21 protein-coding genes and 1 pseudogene are annotated in these 24,144 nt (G+C 66.2%); 7 read left to right on the forward strand and 15 right to left on the reverse strand.

Annotation, left to right across the window (positions count from 1 at the left end; all coding sequences use genetic code 11):
* Window positions 1–1,096: 1,096 nt before the first annotated feature.
* From ACD584_RS13935 to mdcA, 9 genes are all read right to left on the reverse strand, one after another.
* Entirely contained in the window at window positions 1,097–1,816 is a 720-nt protein-coding gene (locus ACD584_RS13935; protein WP_116923779.1) for a GntR family transcriptional regulator, read from the reverse strand.
* A gap of 79 nt (window positions 1,817–1,895) precedes the next feature.
* Entirely contained in the window at window positions 1,896–3,251 is a 1,356-nt protein-coding gene (locus ACD584_RS13940; protein ID WP_014509127.1) for an SLC13 family permease, read from the reverse strand.
* An 89-nt stretch (window positions 3,252–3,340) separates the two neighbouring features.
* A complete protein-coding gene (gene mdcH, locus ACD584_RS13945; RefSeq protein ID WP_116923780.1) occupies window positions 3,341–4,261 on the reverse strand; it encodes a malonate decarboxylase subunit epsilon in 921 nt (306 codons plus the stop codon).
* A gap of 163 nt (window positions 4,262–4,424) precedes the next feature.
* Complete coding sequence (mdcB, locus tag ACD584_RS13950) at window positions 4,425–5,294, reverse strand: triphosphoribosyl-dephospho-CoA synthase MdcB (RefSeq protein WP_181921314.1); 870 nt, start codon at window positions 5,292–5,294, stop codon at window positions 4,425–4,427.
* Between the two features lie 290 nt (window positions 5,295–5,584).
* Complete coding sequence (gene mdcG / locus ACD584_RS13955; protein WP_116923782.1) at window positions 5,585–6,226, reverse strand: malonate decarboxylase holo-[acyl-carrier-protein] synthase; 642 nt, start codon at window positions 6,224–6,226, stop codon at window positions 5,585–5,587.
* A gap of 2 nt (window positions 6,227–6,228) precedes the next feature.
* Entirely contained in the window at window positions 6,229–6,933 is a 705-nt protein-coding gene (gene mdcE / locus ACD584_RS13960) for a biotin-independent malonate decarboxylase subunit gamma (RefSeq protein WP_116923783.1), read from the reverse strand.
* Window positions 6,930–7,826, reverse strand: a complete 897-nt coding sequence (locus ACD584_RS13965; RefSeq protein WP_176994153.1) for a biotin-independent malonate decarboxylase subunit beta — start codon at window positions 7,824–7,826, stop codon at window positions 6,930–6,932. The genes mdcE and ACD584_RS13965 overlap by 4 nt, the downstream gene beginning before the upstream one ends.
* A gap of 241 nt (window positions 7,827–8,067) precedes the next feature.
* On the reverse strand, window positions 8,068–8,385 hold the full coding sequence (gene mdcC, locus ACD584_RS13970) for a malonate decarboxylase acyl carrier protein (protein WP_076037294.1): 318 nt from the start codon (window positions 8,383–8,385) through the stop codon (window positions 8,068–8,070).
* A gap of 9 nt (window positions 8,386–8,394) precedes the next feature.
* On the reverse strand, window positions 8,395–10,041 hold the full coding sequence (mdcA, locus tag ACD584_RS13975) for a malonate decarboxylase subunit alpha (protein WP_076037295.1): 1,647 nt from the start codon (window positions 10,039–10,041) through the stop codon (window positions 8,395–8,397).
* A gap of 197 nt (window positions 10,042–10,238) precedes the next feature.
* Here mdcA and ACD584_RS13980 point away from each other — a divergent pair, with 197 nt between their 5' ends.
* Both ACD584_RS13980 and ACD584_RS13985 read left to right on the forward strand, forming a co-directional pair.
* A complete protein-coding gene (locus ACD584_RS13980; RefSeq protein WP_076037296.1) occupies window positions 10,239–10,772 on the forward strand; it encodes a PadR family transcriptional regulator in 534 nt (177 codons plus the stop codon).
* A gap of 112 nt (window positions 10,773–10,884) precedes the next feature.
* Complete coding sequence (locus ACD584_RS13985) at window positions 10,885–11,673, forward strand: siderophore-interacting protein (protein WP_076037297.1); 789 nt, start codon at window positions 10,885–10,887, stop codon at window positions 11,671–11,673.
* Window positions 11,674–11,963: 290 nt separating this feature from the next.
* On the opposite strand, the gene ACD584_RS13990 is transcribed toward ACD584_RS13985, so the two are convergent.
* Both ACD584_RS13990 and ACD584_RS13995 read right to left on the reverse strand, forming a co-directional pair.
* Window positions 11,964–12,686: a YceI family protein gene (locus tag ACD584_RS13990; RefSeq protein ID WP_012437248.1), complete on the reverse strand. Its 723-nt coding sequence runs from the start codon at window positions 12,684–12,686 to the stop codon at window positions 11,964–11,966.
* A gap of 90 nt (window positions 12,687–12,776) precedes the next feature.
* On the reverse strand, window positions 12,777–13,367 hold the full coding sequence (locus ACD584_RS13995) for a malonic semialdehyde reductase (protein WP_011038689.1): 591 nt from the start codon (window positions 13,365–13,367) through the stop codon (window positions 12,777–12,779).
* A 135-nt stretch (window positions 13,368–13,502) separates the two neighbouring features.
* On the opposite strand from ACD584_RS13995, the gene ACD584_RS14000 reads away from it, so the two are divergent.
* The 5 genes and pseudogenes from ACD584_RS14000 (at window position 13,503) to xopAG (ending at window position 18,745) form a co-directional block, all read left to right on the forward strand.
* Window positions 13,503–14,447 (forward strand): mitochondrial fission ELM1 family protein, encoded by a 945-nt coding sequence (locus ACD584_RS14000; RefSeq protein ID WP_076037924.1) that lies wholly within the window; start codon window positions 13,503–13,505, stop codon window positions 14,445–14,447.
* 46 nt (window positions 14,448–14,493) lie between these two features.
* Window positions 14,494–15,354: pseudogene (locus ACD584_RS14005) on the forward strand (DUF2145 domain-containing protein).
* Window positions 15,351–15,854, forward strand: coding sequence for a hypothetical protein (locus ACD584_RS14010; protein ID WP_011269490.1), 504 nt, complete (start codon window positions 15,351–15,353; stop codon window positions 15,852–15,854). Before ACD584_RS14005 ends, ACD584_RS14010 begins: the two are co-directional and overlap by 4 nt.
* A gap of 228 nt (window positions 15,855–16,082) precedes the next feature.
* On the forward strand, window positions 16,083–16,640 hold the full coding sequence (locus ACD584_RS14015) for a VUT family protein (protein ID WP_076037298.1): 558 nt from the start codon (window positions 16,083–16,085) through the stop codon (window positions 16,638–16,640).
* 563 nt (window positions 16,641–17,203) lie between these two features.
* Window positions 17,204–18,745: a XopAG/AvrGf1 family type III secretion system effector gene (gene xopAG / locus ACD584_RS14020; protein ID WP_274340406.1), complete on the forward strand. Its 1,542-nt coding sequence runs from the start codon at window positions 17,204–17,206 to the stop codon at window positions 18,743–18,745.
* Window positions 18,746–18,827: 82 nt separating this feature from the next.
* Here the strand turns inward: xopAG and glnE are convergent, their stop codons facing one another.
* The 4 genes from glnE to ACD584_RS14040 all read right to left on the reverse strand — a co-directional run bounded on the left by glnE (window position 18,828) and on the right by ACD584_RS14040 (window position 24,116).
* On the reverse strand, window positions 18,828–21,641 hold the full coding sequence (gene glnE / locus ACD584_RS14025) for a bifunctional [glutamate--ammonia ligase]-adenylyl-L-tyrosine phosphorylase/[glutamate--ammonia-ligase] adenylyltransferase (protein WP_076037300.1): 2,814 nt from the start codon (window positions 21,639–21,641) through the stop codon (window positions 18,828–18,830).
* A 188-nt stretch (window positions 21,642–21,829) separates the two neighbouring features.
* Window positions 21,830–22,180 carry a DUF3325 domain-containing protein gene (locus ACD584_RS14030; protein ID WP_228438040.1) on the reverse strand — a complete coding sequence of 117 codons (351 nt, stop codon included), beginning with the start codon at window positions 22,178–22,180 and terminating at the stop codon, window positions 21,830–21,832.
* Window positions 22,177–22,497, reverse strand: coding sequence for a DUF3649 domain-containing protein (locus ACD584_RS14035; protein WP_070689552.1), 321 nt, complete (start codon window positions 22,495–22,497; stop codon window positions 22,177–22,179). Before ACD584_RS14035 ends, ACD584_RS14030 begins: the two co-directional genes overlap by 4 nt.
* Window positions 22,494–24,116 carry a PepSY domain-containing protein gene (locus ACD584_RS14040; protein WP_076037302.1) on the reverse strand — a complete coding sequence of 541 codons (1,623 nt, stop codon included), beginning with the start codon at window positions 24,114–24,116 and terminating at the stop codon, window positions 22,494–22,496. Before ACD584_RS14040 ends, ACD584_RS14035 begins: the two co-directional genes overlap by 4 nt.
* Between the last annotated feature and the right edge of the window lie 28 nt (window positions 24,117–24,144).

Raw genomic sequence — 24,144 nt, forward strand, 5'->3', positions numbered from 1 at the left:
ATGTCGCCTGGCATGTCCTTTGGATCGTTGTTCGAGGAAAGCCAAACGTGCTGGACGCATCTGTCCAACATGCACTGGTTGAACAGGTTGGGGGATTGCTTGCGTTGCCCGAGCGTTAGCGCTGCAGCCGCAGCCTCGTCTGTTCGTTAGGCGCCTTCTCGGGGGAGAGCCGGACGTATTGACGCAACCGCCCAACACGCACCTGATTGAACATCTGGGCGGATTACTCGCGTTGCTCGGGCTAATGCAACGCCGCATCCTCATCCACCTTCGGGACACTTCCCCGAGCGGAGCAAACGTATGACGCACCTATCCACATGCACCTGACGACCACTGCGCTGACTGCTAGGGTTCGCCAAGCGTAGTGCAGCACCCGTACCCTCATCCGCCCTTCGGGCACCTTCTCCCGAGGGGAGAAGGGAGTGGTTTACGTGTTCGTGCGGATCGCCTCTAGCCCTGCCTCTGCCTCTGCCTCTGCCTCTGCCTCTGCCTCTGCCCATATTTTGAGCGTCGGCCTTTGCTCTGTCGTTGACCTTTGCTCTGCCGTTGGCTTTTGCTCTGTTGTTGGCCTTGCTCTGCCGTTTGCCTTGGCTCCCTCCAAGTCGCCTTAAAGCAAGCCGAGCACCGCAGTCACGCGTGGCCGAAGAGGCGCCCTTGTCTGAGCGTAGCGAGTTTGGGCGCCGTGCCGCGCGTGGCGAGGAGCGCAGGGCACCGGTGCGGCTTCACCGCACCGGATTGCGTCGGGCGACAGCGGTTTTGGTTCCTTTTGCCAAGACAAAAGGAACTCGCGCCGCAGGCGCGAAAGCCCTGCACTTGCCGTGCCGTGCACTTGCCGTGCCCTGCACTTGCCGTGCCCTGCACTTGCCGTGCCCTGCACTTGCCGTGCCGTGCACTTGCCGTGCCGTGCACTTGCCTTGCCTTGGACTTGCCGTGCTCCGCACTTCGAACTTCGCACTTCCCAATTGCAGCGCCCCGCACCGCACTCGGACCGCGCTGCAACACCGCCCAAAAAATCGATACAGCGAAACAGCCACATGCCGCTGCACCCTCACCCATCCAGCGAACAACGCCTCAAAACAGCAGAAAGAAACCCCCCCTAAACCCCACCCGACCGCGGCAACGGCGCAGGCACATTCAACATTCCCCCTGCCGCCACATACGCCGCCAACGCCTGCCCCTGACTCAACAGATGCGTGTGCATGGTCCGCTCGGCACCGTCTGCATCGCCGCGCCGCACGCACTCCATCAACTCCCGATGCTCGGCCAACGACTGCGCCATGCGCCCGGGCGTGAGCAACTGCCTGCCGCGGTGCATCTTGAGAATGCGGTGCAGATCGTGGGTGACGCGGATCAACCACGGATTGCCGGCGTAATGCTGCACGGTTTCGTGGATCAGGTAATTGTTGCGGTAGTACTCGGCCAGATCGCCAGCAGCAGAGGCCGCTTCCATCGCCGCATGCAGTTCCTCCAGCCGCCGCACACCGGCCGCATCGATGCGCTTGACCGCATCGTGCGCGCAGCGGCCTTCCAGCATCGCCATCACCGGGAACAGCTGGTTGAGGTCTTCCAGCGACAAGCGCGTGACCCGGCTGCCACGGCCGGCGTCCAGCTGCACCAGGCCTTCGGCCGCCAGCAGCTTGAGGCTCTCGCGCAGCGGGGTGCGGCTGATGCCCAGTTCCTCGGCCAGGGCGGGTTCGTCGATCCATTCGCCCGGTGGCAGCACGTAGTCGTAGATCTTCTGGCGCAGGCGCTCGGCCACTTCCTCGTAGAGCGGTACGCGCTTCTTGGTCGTGCGCGAATCGGGGGCGAGGGTCATGGCGGGAACATCGTCGTGGCAAGGAAGAGGGCGCCCATTCTACGGGCGCGCCCCCCTGCCCTGCCGACGGCATGACGGTTCACAGCCAACCCGGCACCACGAACAGCAGCCACGCCACCAGCGGGCCGAGCACCACCACCAGGCCGCTATAGACCAGGAAACGGCGGAACAGCGCGTCGCGCTCTTCCTTGGCGGCCGAGGCTACCACCAGCGCGCCATTGGTGGAAAACGGACTGACATCGACGATGGTGGACGACACCGCCAGTGCGCAGATCACCCCGGCCGCACCCAGATGCCCTTGCATCAGGAACGGCACTGCCAGCGGAATGGTGGCACCGAGCACCGCCGCCGACGAGGCAAACGCCGACACGATGCCGCCCACGTAGCAGACCAGCAACGCGCCCAGCAGCGGCATGCCGATGTGCGAGACGCCGGTGCCGATGTAGTCCACCGCACCAGCCTTTTCCAGCACCGCCACATAGGTCACCACGCCGCTGATCAACAACACCGTGGACCAGCTGATGCCGTCCACCGCACCCTTTTGCGCGCTGGGCGAAATCAGCGCCAACGCCACCGCAACGGTAATCGACACCAGGCCGACGTTGAGGTTGTAGACCAGCGCAGCCACGCCCAGCCCGAGCAGGCCGACCAGGGTGATCACGCGGTCGCGGGTGATGGCCACCGCTTCCAGCGCAAGCGGGTTGGTCGACAAGGTGCCGCCGCCGGCCGCCACCAACGCGCCGTGGCCTTCGATGGCGAACGGCCGCTTGGAGGCCTGGTCGTCGGCCACCGGCACGTATTGCGCATCGGCCAGCGACAGCTCGTTGCGGCGCATCAACTGCAGGCCACCAAAGGCGCAGAAGCAGATGATCGCCATCATCAGGTTGAAGCCCAGGCTGGTGAGGAATACGGCCATCTCGGTGACATCGAGTCCGGCCTTTTCCACCACCTTGTTGGTGATGCCGCCATACACGCTGATGGGCGAAAACCCGCCGCCCTGCGCGCCGTGGATCACCAGCAGGCCCATCATCAAGGGATTGATGCGGTACTGCTTGGCAAAGCGCAGTGCCACCGGGCCGATGATGGCCACCGCGGCCGGCCCCAACGCACCAAACGCGGTGAGCAGGCCGGTGATGAGGAACATCACCCACGGAATGGCCACGATGCGCCCACGCACTGCGCGGACCGCCCAGTGCACCAGCAGATCGATGGTGCCGTTCTTCTGCGCGATGGCGAACAGATAGGTGATGCCGACCAGGGTGAGGAACAGATCGCCCGGGAAGCCGGCCAGGACCTCCTTGCCGTCCAGCCCCACCCACACGCCACCAATGATGAAAGCCAGCGCGAACGCCACCGCACCCATGTTGATGGGCAATGCGGTGGCCACGATGAACATGATCACCAAGCCAAGAATCGTTGCAATTTGCGGGGTCATGCGCCCTCCCAGACACCTGATACGCGTACAGCACGGATGGCCGCCCGCCACCCCAGGGTTACTACCTGTGCACCACGGTCAACCGCACCTCACCCCACACGCTCGCAGGCGGCGCTCACCCACTCGGCGGCACCGTCCAGGCTGTGGAAATCTTCCACCGAGCGCGCTTCGCACACGGGCAGCAGCTCACGCGCCATGCGTGCCAGCGCGCTGCCCGGGCCAAGTTCGAGAAACACCCGCGCGCCACGTTCGGCGGCCTGCACCAGCACGTCATGCCAGCGCACGGTGCGCGCGATCTGCGCAGACAGGCTGCTCACCACCGCCTGTGGCGTGGTGACGGCACGCGCATCGATCCCGGCCAGCACGCGGTGCATTGGCGCACGCACGGCGCTGTCGTGCAGCACCGCGGCGAATGCATCGGCTGCCGGCTGCAGCCAGTGCGTATGCGCGGGCACGCTGACCGGCAAGTGGGTGACGCGCGCCCCGCGCGCGGAGGCGTCGTTGCCCAGTGCAGCCAGCGCACTGCGCGGCCCACCGAGTACGGCATGGTCGTCGCCGTTGATGATCGCCACGGCCGCGCCATGGCTCTGGCAGAGCGCGTCCACGGCGGGGATCGACAGGCCGACCACGGCCATCAGGCCGGCGTCTGCCGGGCTGGCGGCATCCATCACATGTGCGCGGGTGGCGGCGAGGTGCAGGCAGGTAGGGATATCGATGCTGCCGGCCACCGCGTGCGCGGCAAGCTCGCCCACGCTGTAGCCGAGCACCAGCGTCGGGGTGGGCAACTGCGCACGCAATGCCTGCCAATGCGCCAACGTGCCGGCGCAGACCAGCGGTTGCGCAATGGCGTTGTCGAAGCGATGTGGATCGGCAGCGAGTGCGATGGGATCGGCGCCAAGCACACTGGCAGCCGTGGCGATCACCTCGGAGGCCGCAGGCAGCTGCGCGATGCGCGCGAACATGCCGGCGTGTTGACCGCCCTGCCCCGGGCACAGGATGGCGAAGCTCATGCGCAGCCTCGCGATGCGTGCGCCTGACGCGTGCCGCGCGTGTCGTTGTGGCGGCGTGCGCGCTGGCCATTGCCGCGCAGGTGGTGCTGTTTGCCCTGCAGACCTGCCGCGCATGCAGCCGGCAGGCCTGAAAGCTGTGCTGCCCGCAGTGGTGCGCGCATGCTTACAGCGCCTCCTGCGCATGCAGAAACCACGCACAAGCCAACAGGTCGGCGCTGCCGCCCGGGCTGAGCCGGCGGGCGACGAACCCGTCAGCAATGTGCGCCAGCTGCGCACGCCAGCCCGCCTGTGCAATGCCGCCGGCTGCCAGGAACGCGCGCGCCTGCTGTTGCGCATGTGCCAAGCCGGCCTGGCCACCACGATGCAGCAGATTGAGATCGTCCACCTCGGCGATGAGCTGCATCAACGTCTGCGCCAAGGCCGCCTCACGCGATGCGCCGCCAGCCAGCGCGGCACGCAGCGCCGGCAAGGCCACATTGCGTAGCAGCGGGTAACCGGCTGCGGCCTGCTCGCGCACGCCGGCCACGCGGTACTGCGCACGCATGCGTTGGCCGTGACTTTGGGAATCCAGCTGTGCAGCCTGCAGCGCGACGCTCCACGCCTGCACCGCGCAACACACCTGCTCGCCGCTGGGGTTGCACCTGTGCACCGCACGCAGGCGCGCTGCCTGTGCAGTGAGCAGGCCGAGGCTGAAGATGGCGCCACGGTGGGTGTTGATGCCGCCGGTGGCACGCGCCATCGCGGCTTCGGCAGCAATGCCGAGCTGGCGCAGGTGTTCGAATGGCGCCTGCGTACTTCCGGCCTGCGCGATGGCGACAAAATAGCCACGCAACGCAAACAGGCTGCGCAGGAAGGTGGACGCATCCATATCGCTATGACTGCCTGCATCGAACGGCGTGACCAGACCCGGCTTGGGCGCGCAGGCCAGCTCGGCGTGCAGCGCGCCCACTGCAAGGCGGCCGAGGCGGTGGGCCAGGGGCGATGCAGCGCCTGTAATTGTCACGCTCGTTCGGGTGTTCGCAGTGTCAGTGATAGCGCTTGCGTGTGGAACGTCGCGCGGTCTTTCGCCTGTAGACACTGGAACTTGCCGAGGCGCCGCATCGGCATGGAGTGCCTGCGTAACGCGATTCGGCAGCGTGCTGCTGCTTGAAGTGTCAGGCTCTGATGCTAGGCCGGTAGTGACCGAGGAGAGACGAGTGTCCTCCATATCGATAGCGCACGCTGTTTCGGGCGCGTTACCGGGAATGCCCGTCGCGCTCAGGCGCGCTCCTACGGGAGCTGCGGTGATGCCCCGCGATGCAGGGTGATGTGCTGCACGCATATTCATGCCGCGCATCGCTCTGGAAACAGCGCGGTGCGCGGCAGCAACCGGCATCCGTCGTTGCGCTTCACCAGCACCTGCTGCGCACCGCCGGCATATTCGCGCCAGTTCACCGCGGCGCCGTCGGGCAGCAGCAGTTCGCCATCGGCACGTCGTGCCGTGACGTGTTCCCACTGCTGCAGCAGCGTGACCACCGCGTGCGCCTGCGTAGGTGTGTCCAGTGTCCACAGCAGATCCACGTCCGAGGCGGCATGCACATACGGCAGCCCGGTCACTGCCTGAAACGCAAAGCTGCCGAAGACGCGCGGCTGCATGCCGATGGCTGTGGCCTGCGCCTGCAGCGCTTGCAGCGCGGCCTGCCACTGCGGTGGCGCATGCGAGATGACCTCGGGCAAGGCCAGCGCAGGCACGCTGCGGGCGATGTCGCTCACTTGCGCGCACAACGCAATGCGTTGTTTGCCCTCAGCAGGTGGCAAGGGCACGCCCAGCCGCACTTGGCCGGGCTGTTCAGCGCCATCGCGGCGTGCAACCACTGCCGGAAACCCCGCCGCAAACCAGGCCTGCAGCCGCGGCTGTACGCCAGGCGTGAGCGCCTGCCACGGCCCATCTGCCCGTAACCACACCAGGGCGTGGCGGCCGGCCATGCTCAGGCCTCGCCCGCTGCCACGGCGGCGCTGACATCGCGGGCCAGCGTGCGGCCACCGCGCTCGGCACCGAGCGTCCGCCGCTGATCACCGGTGCCGGGCGTTGCCAGGGCGTCGAGCAAGGCTTGCGCCGGGTCGCCGTCCCACAGAGATTCCACTGCGCCCATACGCACGTAGTTTTCGACGCCGGGCGCAAACACCGGCGAGCTCTTGCTCAAGGCCTGCAACGTGTCCACGGTCTGCTTGGTCACGCGCGCCATCGCACGCAGATCCATCACGCGGATCTGCGCATCCGGCAAGGCATGGATGTGGTCGGCCATCAAGCCGAACGACAGAAACCCGCCGCTCACCGATTCGCCATACACCAGCGTCACCAAGCGTGCGCCGCGTGCGCGTGCCAAATCGAGCGACTTGGCCAGGTGCGCGAAATAGCCATTGATGCCGAGCAATTCGTCACGCCGTGCCAGCCGTTGCCCGGCGGTGTCGGCCAGCATCACAATCGGCCGCTGCGGATGCGTGCGCGTGCTGGCCAACACCGTGGCGGCCAGGGCGAGCGCATGGTCCACACCGACCTCCAGCTTGTTGGCGGTGCCGATTACGGTGACCTCGCCGGCTGCGGTGGTGGCGCTGCCGGTCAGCACATCGTCGTTGCAGGCGATGGCGTGGCCCAGCGGAAACAGCTGGTCGAATAACGCGCTCAGGGTCATGGCGTGCTCCGGTCGGCAGTGGCCGCGAGAAAGGCGTCGGTGTCCAGCAGCGGCAAGCGCTCCGGGTCGGCAATGCCCTGGCGGCGCCAGATCTCCACCCCGTCGCGGCAATCGCCATACGCGGTGATGCGCGCAGCCAGCGCGTGGTGTTCGCGCTCCAGTGCCTGCAACGCGGCATCGCCCTGCGGTTCGGCCAGTGTGTCCAGCGTTGTGGCCGCGGCGTCTGCAAACGCGGCAATGCGGTCGGGCACCAGCGTCTGTGCATCGCCAATCAAATAGCGGTGCTTGCCGCCGGTGACGCGCCATACCAACGCACGATCGCGTGCGTCGAATTCTTCCACGCCACGCACGGTTTCGATCACATCCGGGCCGGACAACGACAGCCGCCCTTCTTCGGACATGATCACGGCGCTGCAGCAGCGCGCCACGATGCCCATGCCGCCGAAGGCGCCATTGCCGCTGCCGATCAGCGCCAGCACCGGCACGCCGGCCGCGCGGGCACCCAGGGTGGCGCGCATGATTTCGGAGATGGCGATCAGGCCGGCATTGGCTTCGTGCAGGCGCACTCCGCCGGTGTCGAGCAACAGCACCACCGCATCGGGCATGGTGGCCGCCGCGCGTTCCAGCAAGCCGGTGAGTTTGGCGCCGTGCACTTCGCCAACGCCACCGCCCATGAAGGCACCTTGCTGGGCGGCGATGAGCACGTGGCGTCCGCGCAGGCGTCCTTCGCCGACCACGATGCCGTCGTCGAATGCGCCGGGGGTATCGAGTTGCGCCAGGTGCGGGCTGATCAGGCGGCGACGTGGGCCGACGAATTCAGTGAAGCTGCCGGCGTCCAGCAGTCCGTCGATGCGCTCGCGCGCGTCGGCTTCGTAGTAGCTGCGCTCGGCCATGGGAATGGTGGTGCTCATGCGCGGCTCCGGATGGCGTGTGTAGCAGCGCAGGTGGGCGCGATTGAGGCGTTGTTACTGGTAATGCCCATCGCGCGCGAGCGTGCTCCTACGGTGCTGATGCGTTGGCTGGGGACTGCTTGCGTAGGAACGCACTTGTGCGCGATCGAGGCATGACCGGTAACGCCCATCGCGCGCAAGCGCGCTCCTACGAGGTCAGGGGTGTGTGCTGGATCGCGGCGGCTCATACGTCGGCTCCTTGCAGCACGTCGATGGCCTGCTCCAGACGTAGGCTCACCACCGCCGGCGTAGCGCCAACATCGTTGATGCTGATGCGCACGTCTTGCAGCGGGTGACGCGCGGCGAAATCGTCCAGCACCGCTTGCCAAATCTCACCGAAGCCGCGTGCAGCGGTGACGATTTCGATTTCCATCGCGCCGCCCAGCGACACGCGCTCGACCAGCACTTCCAGATTGCCGGAGGCGACCACGCCGACCAGGGCGTGATCGAGCCCGGTGCGTGCGCCATTGCGGCCATCGAAGCGATAACGCAGGGTTTCCATGCAATACCCCTACCAGTTGCGAAAACGTTTCGGCGGGTCGTACAACCCACCGGACCAGCGCACCAGGTCCTTGACCGTGCGCGCGGCAAGCAGATCGCGCGTGGCATCGCGCGGGCGGATGCCCAGATCGTCGGGACGCTTGATGACGCCGCGGTCGCGTAGGTTTTCCACCATGCGCTTGTCGCGGCCCAGGCCGACCGCGGTGTAACCGGACACGCCGCGAATGGCCTGCTCGCGTTCTTCCGGCGTGCGGCACAGCAGCAGGTTGGCGATGCCTTCTTCGGTGAGCACATGGCTGACGTCGTCGCCGTAGATCATCACCGGCGGCAGCGGCAGGTTGGCGCGCTCGGCCAGCTCCCACGCATCGAGCTTCTCAACGAAGGCCGGCGCCATGTGTTCGCGAAAGGTTTCCACCATCTGCACCACCAGCTTGCGCCCGCGCGGCATCTCGCCCGGCCGTGCGGCTTCACGGCCGGCCTTGAGCCACGCAGCGCTTGCATGGCGGCGACCCCGCGCATCCGAGCCCATATTCGGCGCTCCCCCGAAGCCGGCGATGCGATCGCGCGTGGCGGTGGAACTGTTGCCTTGCAAATCGATCTGCAAGGTGGAACCGATAAACATGTCGCACGCATATAAACCCGCGGTCTGCGAGAGCGCGCGGTTGGACCGCATGCTGCCGTCGGCACCGGTGAAGAACACATCCGGGCGCGCGGCGATGTACTTCTCCATGCCCAGTTCCGAGCCGAACGAATGCACCGATTGCACGAAGCCCGATTCAATTGCCGGAATCAGCGCCGGATGCGGATTCAGCGCCCAATGCCGGCAGATTTTGCCCTTCAGCCCTAGCGACTCGGCGTAGGTGGGCAGTAGCAGCTCGATTGCAGCGGTATCGAAACCGATGCCGTGATTGAGCCGGTCCACACCGTATTCGGCGTAGATACCCTTGATGGCCATCATCGCCATCAGCACCTGGATCTCGGAAATCTGCGCCGGGTCGCGGGTGAACAGCGGTTCGATGTAATTGGGCTTGGGCGCGTGGGTGACGAAGTCCACCCAGTCGGCCGGGATGTCCACGCGCGGCAGCGTGTCCAGAATTTCGTTGACCTGCGCGATGACGATGCCGCCCTTGAATGCGGTGGCCTCCACGATCACCGGCGTGTCTTCGGTGTTGGGTCCGGTGTAGAGATTGCCGTGGCGGTCGGCGGCCTGCGCGGTGACCAGCGCGATGCGCGGGGTGAGGTCGATGAAATAGCGCCCGAACAGTTCCAGGTAGGTGTGGATGGCGCCGATCTCGATGCGCCCTTCGCTCACCAGCCCGGCCAGGCGCGCGGCCTGCGGGCCGGAGAACGAGAAATCCAGACGCTTGGCGATGCCGCGTTCGAACACGTCCAGGTGCGCGGGCAGCGACAGCACCGACTGCACCATGTGCAGGTCGTGCACGCGCGTGGGGTCTACCTCGGTGAGGCAGCGCGCCAGGAAATCGGCCTGCTTCTGGTTGTTGCCTTCCAGGCAGACGCGGTCGCCCGGCTCGATCACCGCTTCCAGCAGCGCCACCACATCGTCGGCGGCCACCACCCGCCCGCGGGGCGCGAGCGCGGCGGCGCGCTGCAGGCGCTGGCGGCGGCTCTCGGCCTGGGTGTCCCACTGTCGACTCATCGCGTACGCCTCACCGGGCCGAGCCCGTAATGTCGAAGTAATTACATCGTAATTATGCAACCTTTCCCTGTCTAGCGGCGCTGCAGCATCAAGCTGCGCCAAGCAGTTTCCGTGCCGTGCAAGTCAGCTGGGCGACAGTTGCACGCTTGCCGCAGCCTGCCTTTCGATATATCGTTTCGAAAACTTCGATATATCGAATGCAAACTCCCTCAGACCTCATCGCCGCGTCAGATTTCGACAGTCCCACAGGGCGCGCCCGGCGATCCGGCACCGCGCGCCCGCTTGGCCATGGCGACCTGCGTCTGCTGCTGCTGGCGCTGATCGAGCAGCAGCCGCGCCATGGGTACGAGCTGATGCGCCAGATCGCCCAGCTGTTCAAGGGGCTGTATACGCCCAGCGCCGGCACGATTTACCCGGCGCTGGCGCAGTTGGAAACCGACGGTTGGGTGCTCACCGACCAGGACCACGGGCGCAAGCGTTACCAGATCACCGAAGCCGGCCGCGGCCACGCCAGTGCGCACCGCGATGCGCTGGACGCCGCCCTGGCACGCACGCACCGCCGCGCGCGCGACCTGATCAAGGCACAGACGCCGGCGCCGATCCGCGACGCCATCCACCGCATCAAACACGGCCTGTTCGCCCGGCATGGGCAATGGACCGAGGCCGAAACCGCGCGCATTGCCGCGCTGCTCAACGCCGCCGCCGACGGCATGGAGCCAGGCGACACCTGAGCCTGCGCACCGCGCTTGTACCGTGACATTGGCCCGCCGCCGCCAGCCTGACCGCGCCGATGCGCCCCTCCCCCGCCACGTGCTGCGTGGCCTTCCCCAGGAATTGCACTCCATGGCTGTCCACACCAATACCCAAGTTCGCCGCGACCCCCGCCTGCGCTCCGTACAGGTACTGCGCTGCGAAACGATCACCCCGCAGATGCGCCGCATCGTGTTTGGCGGCAGCGAGTTGGCCGGCTTCCAGAGCGATGCCCCGGACGACCACGTCAAACTGTTCTTTCCCAATGCCGACGGCGCCTTCGTGCTGCCGACAATGACGGCCGAAGGCCCGCGCTACGACGCGGGCGCCGTGCCCTCGCCCGGCCGCGACTACACGCCGCGCTATTTCGACCCGCAGAGTAGCGAATTGAGCATCGATTTCGTGCTGCATGGCGATGGCGTGGCCTCCAGCTGGGCGGCACAGGCGCAGCCCGGCGATGACTTGAAAATCGGCGGCCCACGCGGCTCATTCCTGGTGGCCGACGACTACGACCACTACGTGCTGCTCGGCGACGAAACCGCGTTGCCCGCAATCGGCCGCTGGCTGGAAGCCATGCCAGCCGACATGCACGCGGAGGTCTACATCGAAATTGCCGACGCGGCCGAGCGCCAGGAACTGCTCAGCGCTGCCGACGTGGACATCTACTGGCTGGAGCGCAACGGCTTCGACGCTGCCACCAGCACGCTGCTGGAAGACAGCCTGCGCGACTACGAGCCGCACGACGGCGATACGTTCTACTGGATCGGCGCCGAATCGATGCGCGCGCGGGCAATGCGCAAGTTCCTGGAAGAGCACCTGCAGGTGGACAAGGAGTCGGTGCGTGCAAAGGGCTATTGGAAGGCGAATCCGGCTGGGGAATGAGGCGTTGGTGCGTGGTTTACGGCGTGGGTGGTGTTTGGAGTTGGGCTGAGGGTGGAGCCCTCGCGGCCTAGGCCGCTCCTACACGAGCTGATTGGTCGTGCGCGGTGTTTGGGCTGACGGTGAAGCCCTCGCGGCCAAGGCCGCTCCTACACGAGCTGAGCGATTGTGGTTCACCGCATCACTGCATGGCGCCGGCCACGCGCACAAACAAAAAGCCCGCCAATTGGCGGGCTTTTGTATTCCACACATCGGTGCGATTGCGCGCACCGGTGCGTCGGCAGCGCGGCGAATTACTTCGCGGCGGCGTCGCCGGCCTTGGCCTGCAGGGCCTCGGTGGTGATGCGGATCTTGACTTCGTCGCTGACGTTCGGCGCGTACTGGCCAACACCGAAATCGCTGCGCTTGATCGTGGTGGTGGCGTCGAAACCAGCGGCCGGCACCTTCTTCATCGGGTGCTCGCCGGCACCGTTGAGGGTGACGTCCAGCACGACCGGCTTGGTCTGGTCCTTGATGGTCAGATCACCGGTGACGGTCAGCTTGTTGGTGCCGGCCGACTCGACCTTGGTGCTCTTGAAGGTGGCGCTCGGGAACTTGGCCGCGTCGAAGAAATCACCGCTCTTCAGGTGTTCGTCGAACTTGGCGGTGAAGCTGTTCAAGCCGGACAGCGGCAGGGTCACCTGCACGGTCGACTTGGTCACGTCGGCGGCGTCGTACACCAGGGTGCCGTCGACATTGCCGAAGTGCGCGGTGGGGTTGGAGAAGCCGAAGTGGCTCCACTGCGCCAGCACGTCGGTGTGGGTCGGGTCCAGCGTGTAGGTGCCGGAGGCCACCTGCACGGCCGGCGCGGTCGACGCATCGGCAGCCGGTGCGGGCGCAGCGGCGGCGGCATCGGCCGGGGCGGTGGCGGCCGGGGTTTCGGCAGCCGGCGCGGCGGCGTTGTCAGCCGGCTTCGAGCAGGCGGCGATGGCCAGGGTCAGGGCGAGCGGCAGCAACAACTTATGGGTGGTCTTCATTGAAACTCCTTGAGATGGGTGAGCGCGCCGAAGCGACGCGATGGGACAGGGGCAGACGGACGAGGACTGCGGGAAACAGCGACCGCGCGCTTAAGCGATGCGTGCGGCTTCGTCGAAACTCAGGCGCGGCAGGCGCGGGAACAGCCCGGCCGGGTCACCGTACCCGAGATTGACCAGAAAGTTGGATTTAATCGGCGTGCCGGCAAAGAACGCGGCGTCCACCTTGGCATTGTCGAAGCCGGACATCGGGCCGGCATCCAGGCCCAGCGCACGCGCGGCCAGGATCAGGTACGCGCCCTGCAGCGAGCTGTTGCGGAATGCCGACTCGGTGCGCGCCGTACGCGGGCCGTCGAACCAGCTCTTGGCATCGGCATGCGGGAACAGGTACGGCAGCTTCTCGTGAAAGTCTTCGTCAAACCCAATGATCGCCGTCACCGGTGCGGCCAGGGTCTTGGCGGCGTTTCCCTCGGACAATGCGGGCTTGAGCTTTTCCTTGCCCTCGGCGGTGGTCACGAACACGAACCGCGCCGGCGAGCCGTTGGCCGCGGTGGGGCCCCACTTGACCAGGTCATAGAGCTCGCGCAACAGGTCTTCGCTGACCGGCGTATCGAGGAAGGCGTTTTGCGTGCGGGCGGTGCGAAACAGCTGATCCAGCGCGGCAGCGTTGAGCAGGTCGGACATGGAGACTCCGGGAGACAGTGGGATGGCGACAGTAGGGTGCAGCAACGGCGCCAGTGTGAAGACCCGCAGTGTAGAGTGGTGCGATTGCTGGAACACACGCTCAATCTGAAACAAATCTATGTCGGATCTGAAACGATGGCAGTGACCTGGGCGGTAAGCGACGGGCGCGCCGGCAATGCCCGCCAGGCCGAAGCGCTGGCCCGCGCCCTGCACCCCGACACCGTGCATGCACTGCATCTGCAGGCCAGAGCGCCCTGGCGCTGGGCCGCGCCGCGACGCCTGCCCGGCGCCAGCGCGGCCTTCGGGCCGGCATTTGCCGCGCAGCTGCAACAGCCGCCCGGCCTGGTGATTGGCTGCGGACGCCAGGCGGCGTTGGCCACGCGTCTGCTGCGCGCCCGCGGCAGCGTGGCGGTGCAGATCCTGGACCCGCGACTCGACCGGCGCCAGTGGGACCTGGTGGTGGTGCCCGAGCACGATGCACTGCGTGGCGAGAACGTGCTCACCCTGCTTGGCAGCCTGCATCCGGTGGACGACGCCTGGCTGGCCGCCGGGCGCGTGGCATTCCCCGCAGTGGGCAGGTTGCCGGGGCCACGTGTGGCGCTGCTGATCGGCGGGCCCACCGCGCAGGTGCCGTGGACACCGCAGGCGCTGGCAGCGCAGTGCAATGCCGTGCAGGCGCAGGTGCGCGCCGCAGGCGGCAGCCTGCTGATCACCGCCTCGCGCCGCACGCCGCAGGAGGCCGTTGCGCTGTTGTGCACCCTGCAGCAGGGCAACCCCGGCCTGCTGTGGTGCGACGCGCGCGATGGCGCCAACCCGTATGCCGGCCTGCTGGGCTGGGCGGACGCGATCGTGGCCAGCGCCGATTCGGTCAACCTGCTCTCCGAAGCCTGCGCCACACCCGTGCCGGTGGTGGCTGCTTGTGCAGAGGTTGCGCGCGGCCGTGTCGGCGCCTATGTGCAGGCACTGCAGCAGCGCCAGCGCCTGTGCGCAGTTAATGAAGTTTTGGCTACCACGGCCGCTATGCCGGTACGCGAAACCGAACGGATTGCGGCGCAGGTGCGTATGCGCCTGGGCTTATGACCGGGCCGACAGCAACGCCATGACCGTACAAGGAAGATGCCCCCAGATGCAGCGCTCTCACGGACACCGCATGCGCTACGCAATGGCGATCATGCTGTTCCTTGCCACCCTACCTGCGATCGGTGCGCCGACCTGCATCCCGCACTACCCGACACCGGCCACGCTGGCGGCCATGTTCGACCTGGCCCGGTCCACGCAGCAGACGCTGGACAGGCTGGACGGTGCACGCGTCGTCCTGTTGGCACGCGGTGGCCAGGACTTGAGCCGGTATGGGCTGAAACATAGTCATCTCGCCTTCGCACTGCGCGAAGACGATGGCAACTGGCGCGTCACGCACCTGCTCAATCACTGCAAATCCGACACCTCCGAGCTCTATCGCGAAGGTCTGAGCAATTTCATTGGCGAAAGCGCGCTGCATGCGGATCTGCGCGTCGGCGTGCCCTCGCCTGAGGTGCAACAAACGCTGCAGCACTTGTTGCAGGATCCCGGTACCCTGGCGCACGCCCTGCACACGCCGCGCTACAGCATGATCGCCTACCCGTTTTCTACCGATTACCAGAACTCCAATCAGTGGGTGCTGGAGGTACTGGCCGCCGCGCTTGCGCAATCCGACGCACAGGCCACAGCGGTGGCGGCGCCAGTTGTAGATCGCCGTAGCGCGCAGGCCTGGCTCAAGCATGCCGATTACTAACCCACCCGCCTGCATCTCGATTTGAGTAAACGCATTGGGGCCCGCTTCTTTGTGGCCAATGCGGCAGTGAGCGACCATCCGGCCAACGAACGCATCTCCGGCAATTACTCGGTGATCACGGTCGAGTCGGTGTTCGACTTCCTGCAACAGCGCAAGGCGCTGCTGCAGGAGTTCTCCATTCCACGCAGCGCTGCCGCGCACGGAGCATCTCCATGACCTCATCCTTCCGATCCGTCAGCCTCGTGGCGCTGCTGGCGCTCAGCGCCGGCCAGCCGATGCAGGCGCAGGCCGGCCTGACCACCATCACCCGTGGCGACGCGTCTGCGATGTCGGCCATTCTGGTGATCTCCGCGCCGTACTTCGTGTCGTTGGCACTGACACACAGCGCAGTAGCGGGCTCGGAGGCGCTCACCCATGCGTCGAACAAGGCATCCGCCGGGCCGTTACCGCCAATGCGCGTGACATCGGTAGGCCCCACGCCCGACGGCGGCAGCGAGGTCCAGCTCCAGGATCCTGCGCAAGCTGCCAACACCGCATTGCTACGTTGGCCTGTCCGCAATGACGCACCGGCTGCAGGGTTCCGCGTTGGCGAGACGGTGACCTTCCAGCCAAGCCCCGCCGGTGCGGGCTGGACCGTGCAATCGGCGCAGGGCGAGGCGCTGGCATTCGTGCCGACTGCGGAATCGGCTGCACAGAACAGCAGCCAGGCCTGGTAACACGGCCCTGGCGAATAGCGCGCTGTGAGCCTGCAACAGCACATCGCACGCATTGCCTACTGCAGCTGATCGCTGTGTGTTGGCTGTTTCGCGCCCTTCTTTCGCGCGAGCGTGCCTCAGTCCGTGATGACCGCTGTTAGCACAGTGAAGTCTGACCAGAAGCCGCAGTAGCCCATACGCGGCGACGCACGGATAATTAGCGCCGCCCACGACTGCTGTTGTCCCGCCATGCCTGCCGCGCCTGCTCCCACCTTTGCACCGCTCACCGTTCGCGCCCTGTTGGGGGCGGTCTCGGCCATGGGCGCAGTGGTGCTGCTGTCCAACATCCTGGTGCAGTACCCGATCAACGATTGGCTGACCTGGGGCGCATTTTCGTATCCGTTGGCGTTTCTGGTGAGCAACCTGATCAATCGGCGCTTCGGCCCACGCGCGGCGCGCACGGTGGCCTGGTGCGGCTTTGCGCTCGCGGTGGTGTTGTCGATCTGGCTGGCGACGCCACGGATCGCAATCGCGTCGTGCAGCGCGTTTATCGCTGCGCAGTTGCTGGATATCAGCGTGTTCGATCGTCTGCGTAATGGCAACTGGTGGCGCGCGCCGATCGTGGCGACCACCTGCAGCGCCACGCTGGATACGGCGATCTTCTGGAGCATCGCCTTTGCCGGCGCCGGCCTGCCGTGGATCAGCTGGGCGGCCGGCGATCTGGCGGTGAAGCTGGGCATGGGCGTGTTTCTGCTCGGACCGTTCCGCGCACTGCTGTGGCGGAGTGCGCCGCGCGCGAGCGGGTGACTGCAGCACACACCTGGATCGACATGATACGGGTACGTCCTGCATCCAACGGCAGTGCATCGATCGCACACGCTCCTGATACGAGCCACAGCGTGGCTGCTCGCTTATGACATCACATCTTCGCAGTCGAAATGGAAGCGTGCGCAGATCTGCGGCACAGTCGTCCTGTGAGTCAACTGGGATCAAAAACGCTTGGTTTACAGGTCGACTACGGTTGATGCGCCCACCCTGTTGCACGCACCATCGAGAACACCGGCATATCGCGTTTGGTCAGCAACGTCCTAGTACAGGAAAATCCAGGTGACTCCACCGTGATAAGGCGTATTCATTATCACGTGGCGGAACGAGAGATTGCTTACACCAAATTGATTGGGCGGTCCGCATCTTCAATCACAGAGCTGACCGATGATGGATGAAACCACCAGACGGCACCCGCAAACGTTGTGCTACGCCCCTCAATTCTCTACTACGTACGCTCTGTTCATTACGTTCGGTCATAGGCCCGTCTAGCATCGACTCAACCGGCATCGCTGATTTCCGTCCTGCACTCTAGGAGACCCATCATGCGAACAAAAACCTCACTGCCGTTGGCCACCGTCCAGCGGCTACTGACCCCTGGCACCTCCACCGGGTTATCCACCCCCGCGTCGGCGTCAGCCACTCCCTGTGCAGAAACGACGGCAGGCTTACTGGGAGCGTTGCCAACTCGAAAGAACAAGCAAAAACAGCAAAGCCAGCGTCCACCCAATACGCAGGACGGTACACCAAAGAATGGCAGAGACCATGGCGGACAGTGGGCAACACGAGCTGCCAAGTACGCTCTTGGCATTGCTGGCGCAGGCTATGTGGCAGACAACTTCTTTCTTTCAACGACCTCGCTCCGCGACGGCAAGGCCGGATTTAGCAGCAATGATCGGCTTGAGAAAGCATGCGTGAAAGCGGAGAGCTATCACGCGCGGTATCACAGCGCTACCGAAGGAGAACGCGCATCGCACAGCCGTCCCTTCGTACCGATCAGAACGTGCGGGTCCAACCAGTTCGCCACCATGAGCGACTACCGTGCGGCGACCAAGGTTCATATCGGCCACCTCTTCGACAGCCAGCACGCACGGCAATCGCTGCTCACCAACCTTGCCTGCCTCAAGGGCGAGCGCATCAGGGACGAGTGCATTGCCCAGTACGCCCCTACGCATGTCCCGGCCAATCCGGACCTGAGTAGAAGCCCGCTCTACGAAACCAAGAACAAGTACTCTCTGACCGGCGTACCCAATGCTCAGACCGGTGCAAGCGGATATACCTCACGATCAATCACCCAGCCCTTCATCAATCGCGGCATGCAGCATTTCAAGCAGGATTCCCAGAGCGACAGAGCGTTGTCGCTCAAACAGTGCATGGAATTGCTTGAACGTACACTGGAGGGCGACGACAAACTTGGCAAGCAGGCACAACACGCTGCCGGCCAAGCGATCCTGAATTTCCGTCAGGTGTATGCCGCCGACGAGCATTGGGGCCACCCCGAAAAAGTCATCATGAAAACGCTGATCGCCAACGGGCTGCTATCGCAGGAGCAAACGGACAGGATCGATGCGACCCTGATGTTCGAAGATCCGTCCATCAGCGTATTGAAAAAAAACACCAGTGTCGCCGGGCCGTTATTGCAACATTTGGAAACGAAGTTCCAGTCCAGGCGCCTGCAGGATCGACCCGAAGCTCTTGCAGACTTCATGGAGATGGCGAAACAGAAGAATATGGAAGGCCTGCCGATCGTGCACTTCAAGCTCAACGCGCAAGGCAATGGCTTCGAAGACTGTTCCGGGTTAGGCGATTCATTCACCAGAGCAAATGCCGTTGCATGCATCAACCACGCACGCTTGATGAGCGGTGAGCCCCGTCTTTCCAAACAGGATGTAGGGGTAGTGGTGGCATGCCTCAATGCTGTATACGACGATGCGAGCAGCGTCAGGCATACGTTGCATGAAATCGCGCGCGGATGCTTCGTCGGAGCCGGCTACACCACCGAGGATGCCGATGTATTTTACGAGAATGTCTGTAAGGATGCTGCACAGGCGTTCTATGCAGGAAGGTCCATGACCAGAAACGCCTAGACCCGAGCGAGTGCTGATGCGTAGCGCACAAGGACTGCCGGGCGTGCCGCACTGCGGAGAACGGCTGGCTCCGCCGACGTCTTTAGGCACCTTTTCCTGGCTGAAATCGCAACTGCTGCGCATCTGCAATCGCTGCAACAATTTGGCAAGCATCCCGAATCGGAGGCGTGGAGACCACCAAGCGTGGCCGACGGTCCAATGTGCAACTCAGGCCCGCCTCCACCAACGTGGCGTGGGCGTGATGCAGCGGCGCTGCACTCTCGGCCGGTAGCCACTGCACCTGCACCAGCGCGTCGATCAATGCGGGCGTGGCGCAGGCCAACAGCAACGCCGGATGCTGGGCGGCCTGGCCGAGCACGCCGGCCTGCAACAGGAATTCCAGGTCGACCAGACCGCCGGCCCCCTGCTTGAGATCCAGTCGCCCGGCATCGCTGCGATCGAGTTCGCTGCGCATGCGTGCACGCATCTTGCGCACGTCCTCGTGCAGCAGAGCGGGGTCGCGCACGCGTGTCAGCGTCTCGCGACGCACCTGCACGAACGCTTCGCAAAGCGCGGCATCGCCGGCCACCGCACGTGCGCGCACCAGTGCCTGATGCTCCCAGGTCCAGGCACGATCGCGTTGATAGTCGCGATAGCTGGCGAGCGAGGACACCAACGCACCCTTGCCGCCGTCCGGGCGCAGCCGCACATCGATGTCGTAGAGACGGCCGGCGCCGGTTTCGGCGCCCAGCAATGTCATCACCTTCTGCGCAAGGCGCGCAAACCAGCGCCCGGATTCCAGCGGGCGCGCGCCATCGGAGGCTTCCACCGCGCGCGGGTGATCGTAGAGAAACACCAGATCCAGGTCCGAGCCGAAGCCCAGTTCCATCCCGCCCAGGCTGCCGTACCCGATGATGGCGAACGCACCACCCGGCACCTGCCCATGCGCGGCCTGCAATTGCGTCTGCGCCAGCTGCAGCACCGTCTGCACCACCGCTTCGGCCAACCAGGCGAGTTGGCGGGTGCTATCCACCGCCTGCTGGCGCCCATCCAGCGTGGCCAGCGCGATGCGGAAACTCAGCGCAAGCCGGCGCTCGTTGAGTTCGCGCAGCGCCGCTTCCGGGTCGTCGATCTGCAGCGTGTCCACGCACGCGGCATGCAGTGCCGCGCGGTCCGGCAATGGCCCTGCAATGCGGGTATCGAGTAGTTCGTCCAGCAGCAGCGGATACGCGGCCAGGCGCTCGGCCAGCAAGGCACTGCGCGAGAGCACATCGACCAGGCGAGCCAGCGCGCTGGGCTGCTCGTCGAGCAGCGCCAGGTAGCTGGTGCGGCGCAGCGTGGCCTGCAGCAGGCCGAGCACGCGCCGCAACGCGGCGTCTGGCTGGGTCGCGCGGATCGCCGCATGCAGCAGCGCCGGCATCACCCGGTCCAGCCGCGTGCGCGCGCCATCGGACAGTGCGCGCACGCCGGAGGACTGTGCGAAATCGGCCAGCATGTGATGCGCGTTGCCGGGATCGTGCAGGCCGATGCCCAGCAACGGCGCCGCGTCACCCTCGGGCAGCGCGCGCCAGTAATCGGCCAGCGTATCGGGCGCGGTGGCGTGCACGCGCGGTGCCAGCAACTCGGCAAATTCCGCCGCCACCCGCGTGCGGTGCGGTGCCAACGCCTCCAGCAACGCCTGCCAGTGCGCATAGCCCAGACCGAGCGCGATGCGTTCGCGCTCCGGCTCGCCCTGCGGCAAGGCATGCGTCTGTGCGTCGCGCAGCATCTGCAGGCGGTTCTCCACCCGGCGCAGGAAGCGGTAGGCCTCGGCCAATGCCTGACCGGTGGGCGGATCGATCTGCCCGAGGTCCACCAGCGCCTGCAAGGCTGGCAACAAACGGCGCTCGCGCAAGCTGGCTTCGCGCCCACCGCGAATAAGCTGCAGCGATTGCGCCAGGAATTCGATCTCGCGGATGCCGCCCGGCCCGCGCTTGATGTCGTCCAGGCGTGCATGGCGCGCCACCTCAGCCGTGATCGCGGCCTTCATGTCGCGCAGCCCGTCGAGCGCAGTGAAATCCAGGTAGCGGCGATACACGAACGGGCGCAGCGTTTCCAGCCAGGCTTCGCCGGCAGCGATGTCACCGGCCACCGCGCGGGCCTTCAACCACGCATAGCGCTCCCAGTCGCGGCCTTCCCGCTGGAAATACTGATCCATGCCGTTGAACGACAATGCCACCCGCCCGGCGCTGCCGAACGGGCGCAGGCGCAGGTCCACGCGATGGCTGAAGCCATCGGCGGTGGTTTCGTCGAGCAGCTTGGCCAGCTGTTGGCCCAGCCGCGCGAAATATTCTTCGGCCGCCAGCGGGCGCGCGCCCTCGGACTGCCCGGCCTGCGGATACGCATAGACCAGGTCCACGTCGGAGGAAAAATTCAGTTCGCCACCGCCGAGCTTGCCCAGCCCGAACACCACCAGCCGCTGCACGCTGCCGTCTTCGGCAATCACCTGCCCGTGGCGGGTGGCGAATTGCTGTTCGAGTGCCTGCAGCGCGCATTGCAGGCAGGTTTCCGCCAACGTGGTAGCACCGGCCAGGGTGGCGTCCACATCGTCCAGGCCGAGCACGTCGCGCCAGACCAGGCGCGCGGAGGCGGCTGCACGGTAACGGCGCAGTTGTGCGGCCCAGTCCTGCGGCTGCGCCGGGTCCAGGCGTGGCACCGGCAGCGGCGGCGGGTCTGGCTGTGCCAGGTGGGCGAGCAGCGCAGGTTGGCGGGCGAGCGTGTCGACCACGAAGTCACTGGCCAGCGCTACGCGTGCCAGCGGGTGCTCAACACCTTCGGGCCACGGCGCATCGGCAGGCAGGGCGTGGCGGACGCGCGCCACGGCCCGCTCGATCAGAGCGGCCAGCGCAGGAGAGGCAGACGGAATGGGCTGTGACATGGCCCGATTCTGGCATCCCTGCCGGGTAGCACCATGTGCAGGTGCGCTGCCGCGCGTGCGCCGCCACCGCCGTGCACAGTGGGAGCGCGCGCGTGCGCGAACGCGTCACCGGCACTGCCAAGCGCGCGCGCAAGCGCGCCTACCCTGGCAATGACGCACCCGCTACGCATCTGTGCGCTGCGCTCGCGCTAGCCGAGCCCCAGCACCGCGCCGGCCGCAGCCACGCCGCCCAGGCATCCCACCGCTACCGCCACCCAGGCACTGCGGCGCGGTGCAGAGGCCAGCCCAAGCACCACCCACAAGGCCCCGGCGCTCGCCATGCCCAGCCATAGCACCGCGCCCGCACTGCCGCCCCAGGCGCGCACGCACACGCCCAGCGCGCTCAGCAGCAGGCATGCACCGAGCACGCGCAACTGCCAGCGCTGCGCACGCGGTGCGGTGCGCTGGCCGGTGAGTTGTTCGTAATGGCGATGCATCGCCGCGCAAATCGCCATCATGCCGGCGTGGCATAGCGCCAACGCGGTGAGCGGGGCGATCATGCCGGCCATGCACTGCCCCGCAGCACCCAGTCGATGCCTGCCAGCACCGCCAGCGCGACGAGCATCGACAACCACATCCGCCACGCACTGCGCGCGCGGAACATCCACATTGCCAGCAGCGTGTAGACCACGAAACTCAGCAGCGTGGTCACCAGCACCGCAACGGCCGGCGCCACGCCTGCCACGCGGGCCAGCAGCTGCGCGGCCACGCCGCTGCCACTGGCGGTGAGCGCATAGCCGCCCATGCTGGCCGCCAGCACGCGCCCGGCGACAGCGCCGCGGTAACGCCATGGCGATGCCTGTGGCGGTTTACTCATGCACCGGGCTCCGCTGCCGGCGTGCGCCGCGCCGCACGCACGGGTGGCGGCGCACTGATGCGCTGCTGCACGCGATATGCGGCATAGGCGAAGCTCACACCGAAGCCCACGGCAGTGAGTTCCACCGCCGCGCGCTGCAGATCGCCATCGAGCAGATAGCGGCCAACATGCTGACCGGTGCTGGCCGCGTTGAGCAGCGGCAGACCAATGCACAACGCGGCGGCGCTACCCAATTGCTCCACCCAGGCACGCAGCGGTGGGCGCAGCAGGCCATGCAGCAACGTGCCGGCCCACACCCACAGAAACACGCGGATTTCCGTCTGCGCACGCGCCTCCAGCTCTGCCGGCAGCAAGCGGTTGGCATAGAAGTACGCAATGCAGGCCAGCGCGGTGCCGGCCAGTGCGGCCACGTTGCACGCTTCCACCACCCGATAGATGCCTGCCGTGGCAGCGCCGAATTCCTGCTCGCTGCGGCGCCGGCGCTTGACGGTGAACAACACCGTGCCGGTGGCGATCATCGCGGTACCGGCCAGGCCACAGACGAAGTACAGCCACTTGGCGGTCCAGCCGCCAAACCCGGCCACATGCAAGGTCTTGATCGTCGCGTCCACATCGGCGGCTTGCAGCGGCGTGTGCGCCGCAACGGCATGCCGCTCCAGTAGCGCGCCACTGCCGGTATCGAACACCACGCTGGCCGGTGGATTGAGCAACTGCCGCGAGTGCGCGGTGTCTGCAACACGCGCAATTACACGCAGCGTGCCACCAGGCTGGTCCGGGCGTTGAATGACCAGTGTTTGCGCAGACTGACCATTGAGCGCTGCGGCGCGCTGCACAAGATCGGGCAGATAGGTGTGCATCCGCTCGTGCTGGGTTGGCTGCGCCGCTGGTGCCGCGGCGGCAGGCGACAACGCCGCCTCGTACCGGGCGTAGGCGTCTTCGTCCTGGCCATACAGCGCGTGCAGCGGCGCGGAGAGATAGCTGGTGGAGAAATACGCCAGCCCGGTGTAGACGATCATCAACAGGAACGGCAGCGTGAGCACGGCGGTGGCGTTGTGCGCATCCAGCCACGAGCGCTGCCCCTTGCCCGGGCGGAAGGTGAAAAAGTCCAGGAAGATGCGCTTGTGCACCACCACGCCGGACACCAACGCAATCAATCCGCACATCGATACCCAGCCCACCAGCCAGTAGCCGGGAATGCCGCCCTGCAAGGTGTAGTGGAAGCTCATGAAATGCCGCCCGCCTTCAGTCTGGCGGCCCCACGGCGTGGGCAGGACTTCGCCGGTGATGGGGCTCAGCGTGGCCTGGCCGGCGCCAGCGGGGCCACGCCAGACCACATCCAGCGTGTCGCCCAAGTGCACCGGCAAACTGATGCGCCACAACGTGGCCTGCGCCGCCTGTTGGCGCAGGTGTGCCAGCGCGCGTGGCACCAGCTGTGCCTGGGGCAGCGACGCGTGCGTGGCGGCGCCGGGCAGTGTTGGCCTGGCCTGCATCCAGCTGGTGATCGGGTCGCGGAACACGCTGAGCGTGCCGGTGAGGAAGATCGCGCACAGCAGCCAGCCGCAGGTGAGGCCGCACCAGGTATGCAGCCACGCCATGCTTTGCCGAAACCCCTCCCTCATGCGGCCATCGTCCCGTGCATGCAGCGGC

Origin of the sequence: Xanthomonas sp. NCPPB 2922 (assembly GCF_041520885.1) — a bacterium.
GTDB classification, from domain to species: domain Bacteria; phylum Pseudomonadota; class Gammaproteobacteria; order Xanthomonadales; family Xanthomonadaceae; genus Xanthomonas; species Xanthomonas campestris.

Excerpts from the sequence above, each read along its gene's own strand:
- mdcG (WP_116923782.1), bottom strand. The coding sequence starts at position 6,226 with ATGGCCGGCCGCCACGCCCTGGTGTGGTTACGGGCAGATGGGCCGTGG.
- ACD584_RS14010 (WP_011269490.1), top strand. The coding sequence starts at position 15,351 with ATGACCTCATCCTTCCGATCCGTCAGCCTCGTGGCGCTGCTGGCGCTC.
- mdcE (WP_116923783.1), bottom strand. The coding sequence starts at position 6,933 with ATGACCCTGAGCGCGTTATTCGACCAGCTGTTTCCGCTGGGCCACGCC.
- glnE (WP_076037300.1), bottom strand. The coding sequence starts at position 21,641 with ATGTCACAGCCCATTCCGTCTGCCTCTCCTGCGCTGGCCGCTCTGATC.
- mdcH (WP_116923780.1), bottom strand. The coding sequence starts at position 4,261 with ATGAGCTTCGCCATCCTGTGCCCGGGGCAGGGCGGTCAACACGCCGGC.
- mdcA (WP_076037295.1), bottom strand. The coding sequence starts at position 10,041 with ATGAGTCGACAGTGGGACACCCAGGCCGAGAGCCGCCGCCAGCGCCTG.
- xopAG (WP_274340406.1), top strand. The coding sequence starts at position 17,204 with ATGCGAACAAAAACCTCACTGCCGTTGGCCACCGTCCAGCGGCTACTG.
- ACD584_RS14015 (WP_076037298.1), top strand. The coding sequence starts at position 16,083 with ATGCCTGCCGCGCCTGCTCCCACCTTTGCACCGCTCACCGTTCGCGCC.
- ACD584_RS14030 (WP_228438040.1), bottom strand. The coding sequence starts at position 22,180 with ATGATCGCCCCGCTCACCGCGTTGGCGCTATGCCACGCCGGCATGATG.
- ACD584_RS14000 (WP_076037924.1), top strand. The coding sequence starts at position 13,503 with ATGGCAGTGACCTGGGCGGTAAGCGACGGGCGCGCCGGCAATGCCCGC.
- ACD584_RS13965 (WP_176994153.1), bottom strand. The coding sequence starts at position 7,826 with ATGGCCGAGCGCAGCTACTACGAAGCCGACGCGCGCGAGCGCATCGAC.
- ACD584_RS13940 (WP_014509127.1), bottom strand. The coding sequence starts at position 3,251 with ATGACCCCGCAAATTGCAACGATTCTTGGCTTGGTGATCATGTTCATC.
- ACD584_RS14040 (WP_076037302.1), bottom strand. The coding sequence starts at position 24,116 with ATGAGGGAGGGGTTTCGGCAAAGCATGGCGTGGCTGCATACCTGGTGC.
- ACD584_RS13985 (WP_076037297.1), top strand. The coding sequence starts at position 10,885 with ATGGCTGTCCACACCAATACCCAAGTTCGCCGCGACCCCCGCCTGCGC.
- ACD584_RS13935 (WP_116923779.1), bottom strand. The coding sequence starts at position 1,816 with ATGACCCTCGCCCCCGATTCGCGCACGACCAAGAAGCGCGTACCGCTC.
- ACD584_RS13995 (WP_011038689.1), bottom strand. The coding sequence starts at position 13,367 with ATGTCCGACCTGCTCAACGCTGCCGCGCTGGATCAGCTGTTTCGCACC.
- ACD584_RS13980 (WP_076037296.1), top strand. The coding sequence starts at position 10,239 with ATGCAAACTCCCTCAGACCTCATCGCCGCGTCAGATTTCGACAGTCCC.
- ACD584_RS13990 (WP_012437248.1), bottom strand. The coding sequence starts at position 12,686 with ATGAAGACCACCCATAAGTTGTTGCTGCCGCTCGCCCTGACCCTGGCC.
- mdcC (WP_076037294.1), bottom strand. The coding sequence starts at position 8,385 with ATGGAAACCCTGCGTTATCGCTTCGATGGCCGCAATGGCGCACGCACC.
- ACD584_RS14035 (WP_070689552.1), bottom strand. The coding sequence starts at position 22,497 with ATGAGTAAACCGCCACAGGCATCGCCATGGCGTTACCGCGGCGCTGTC.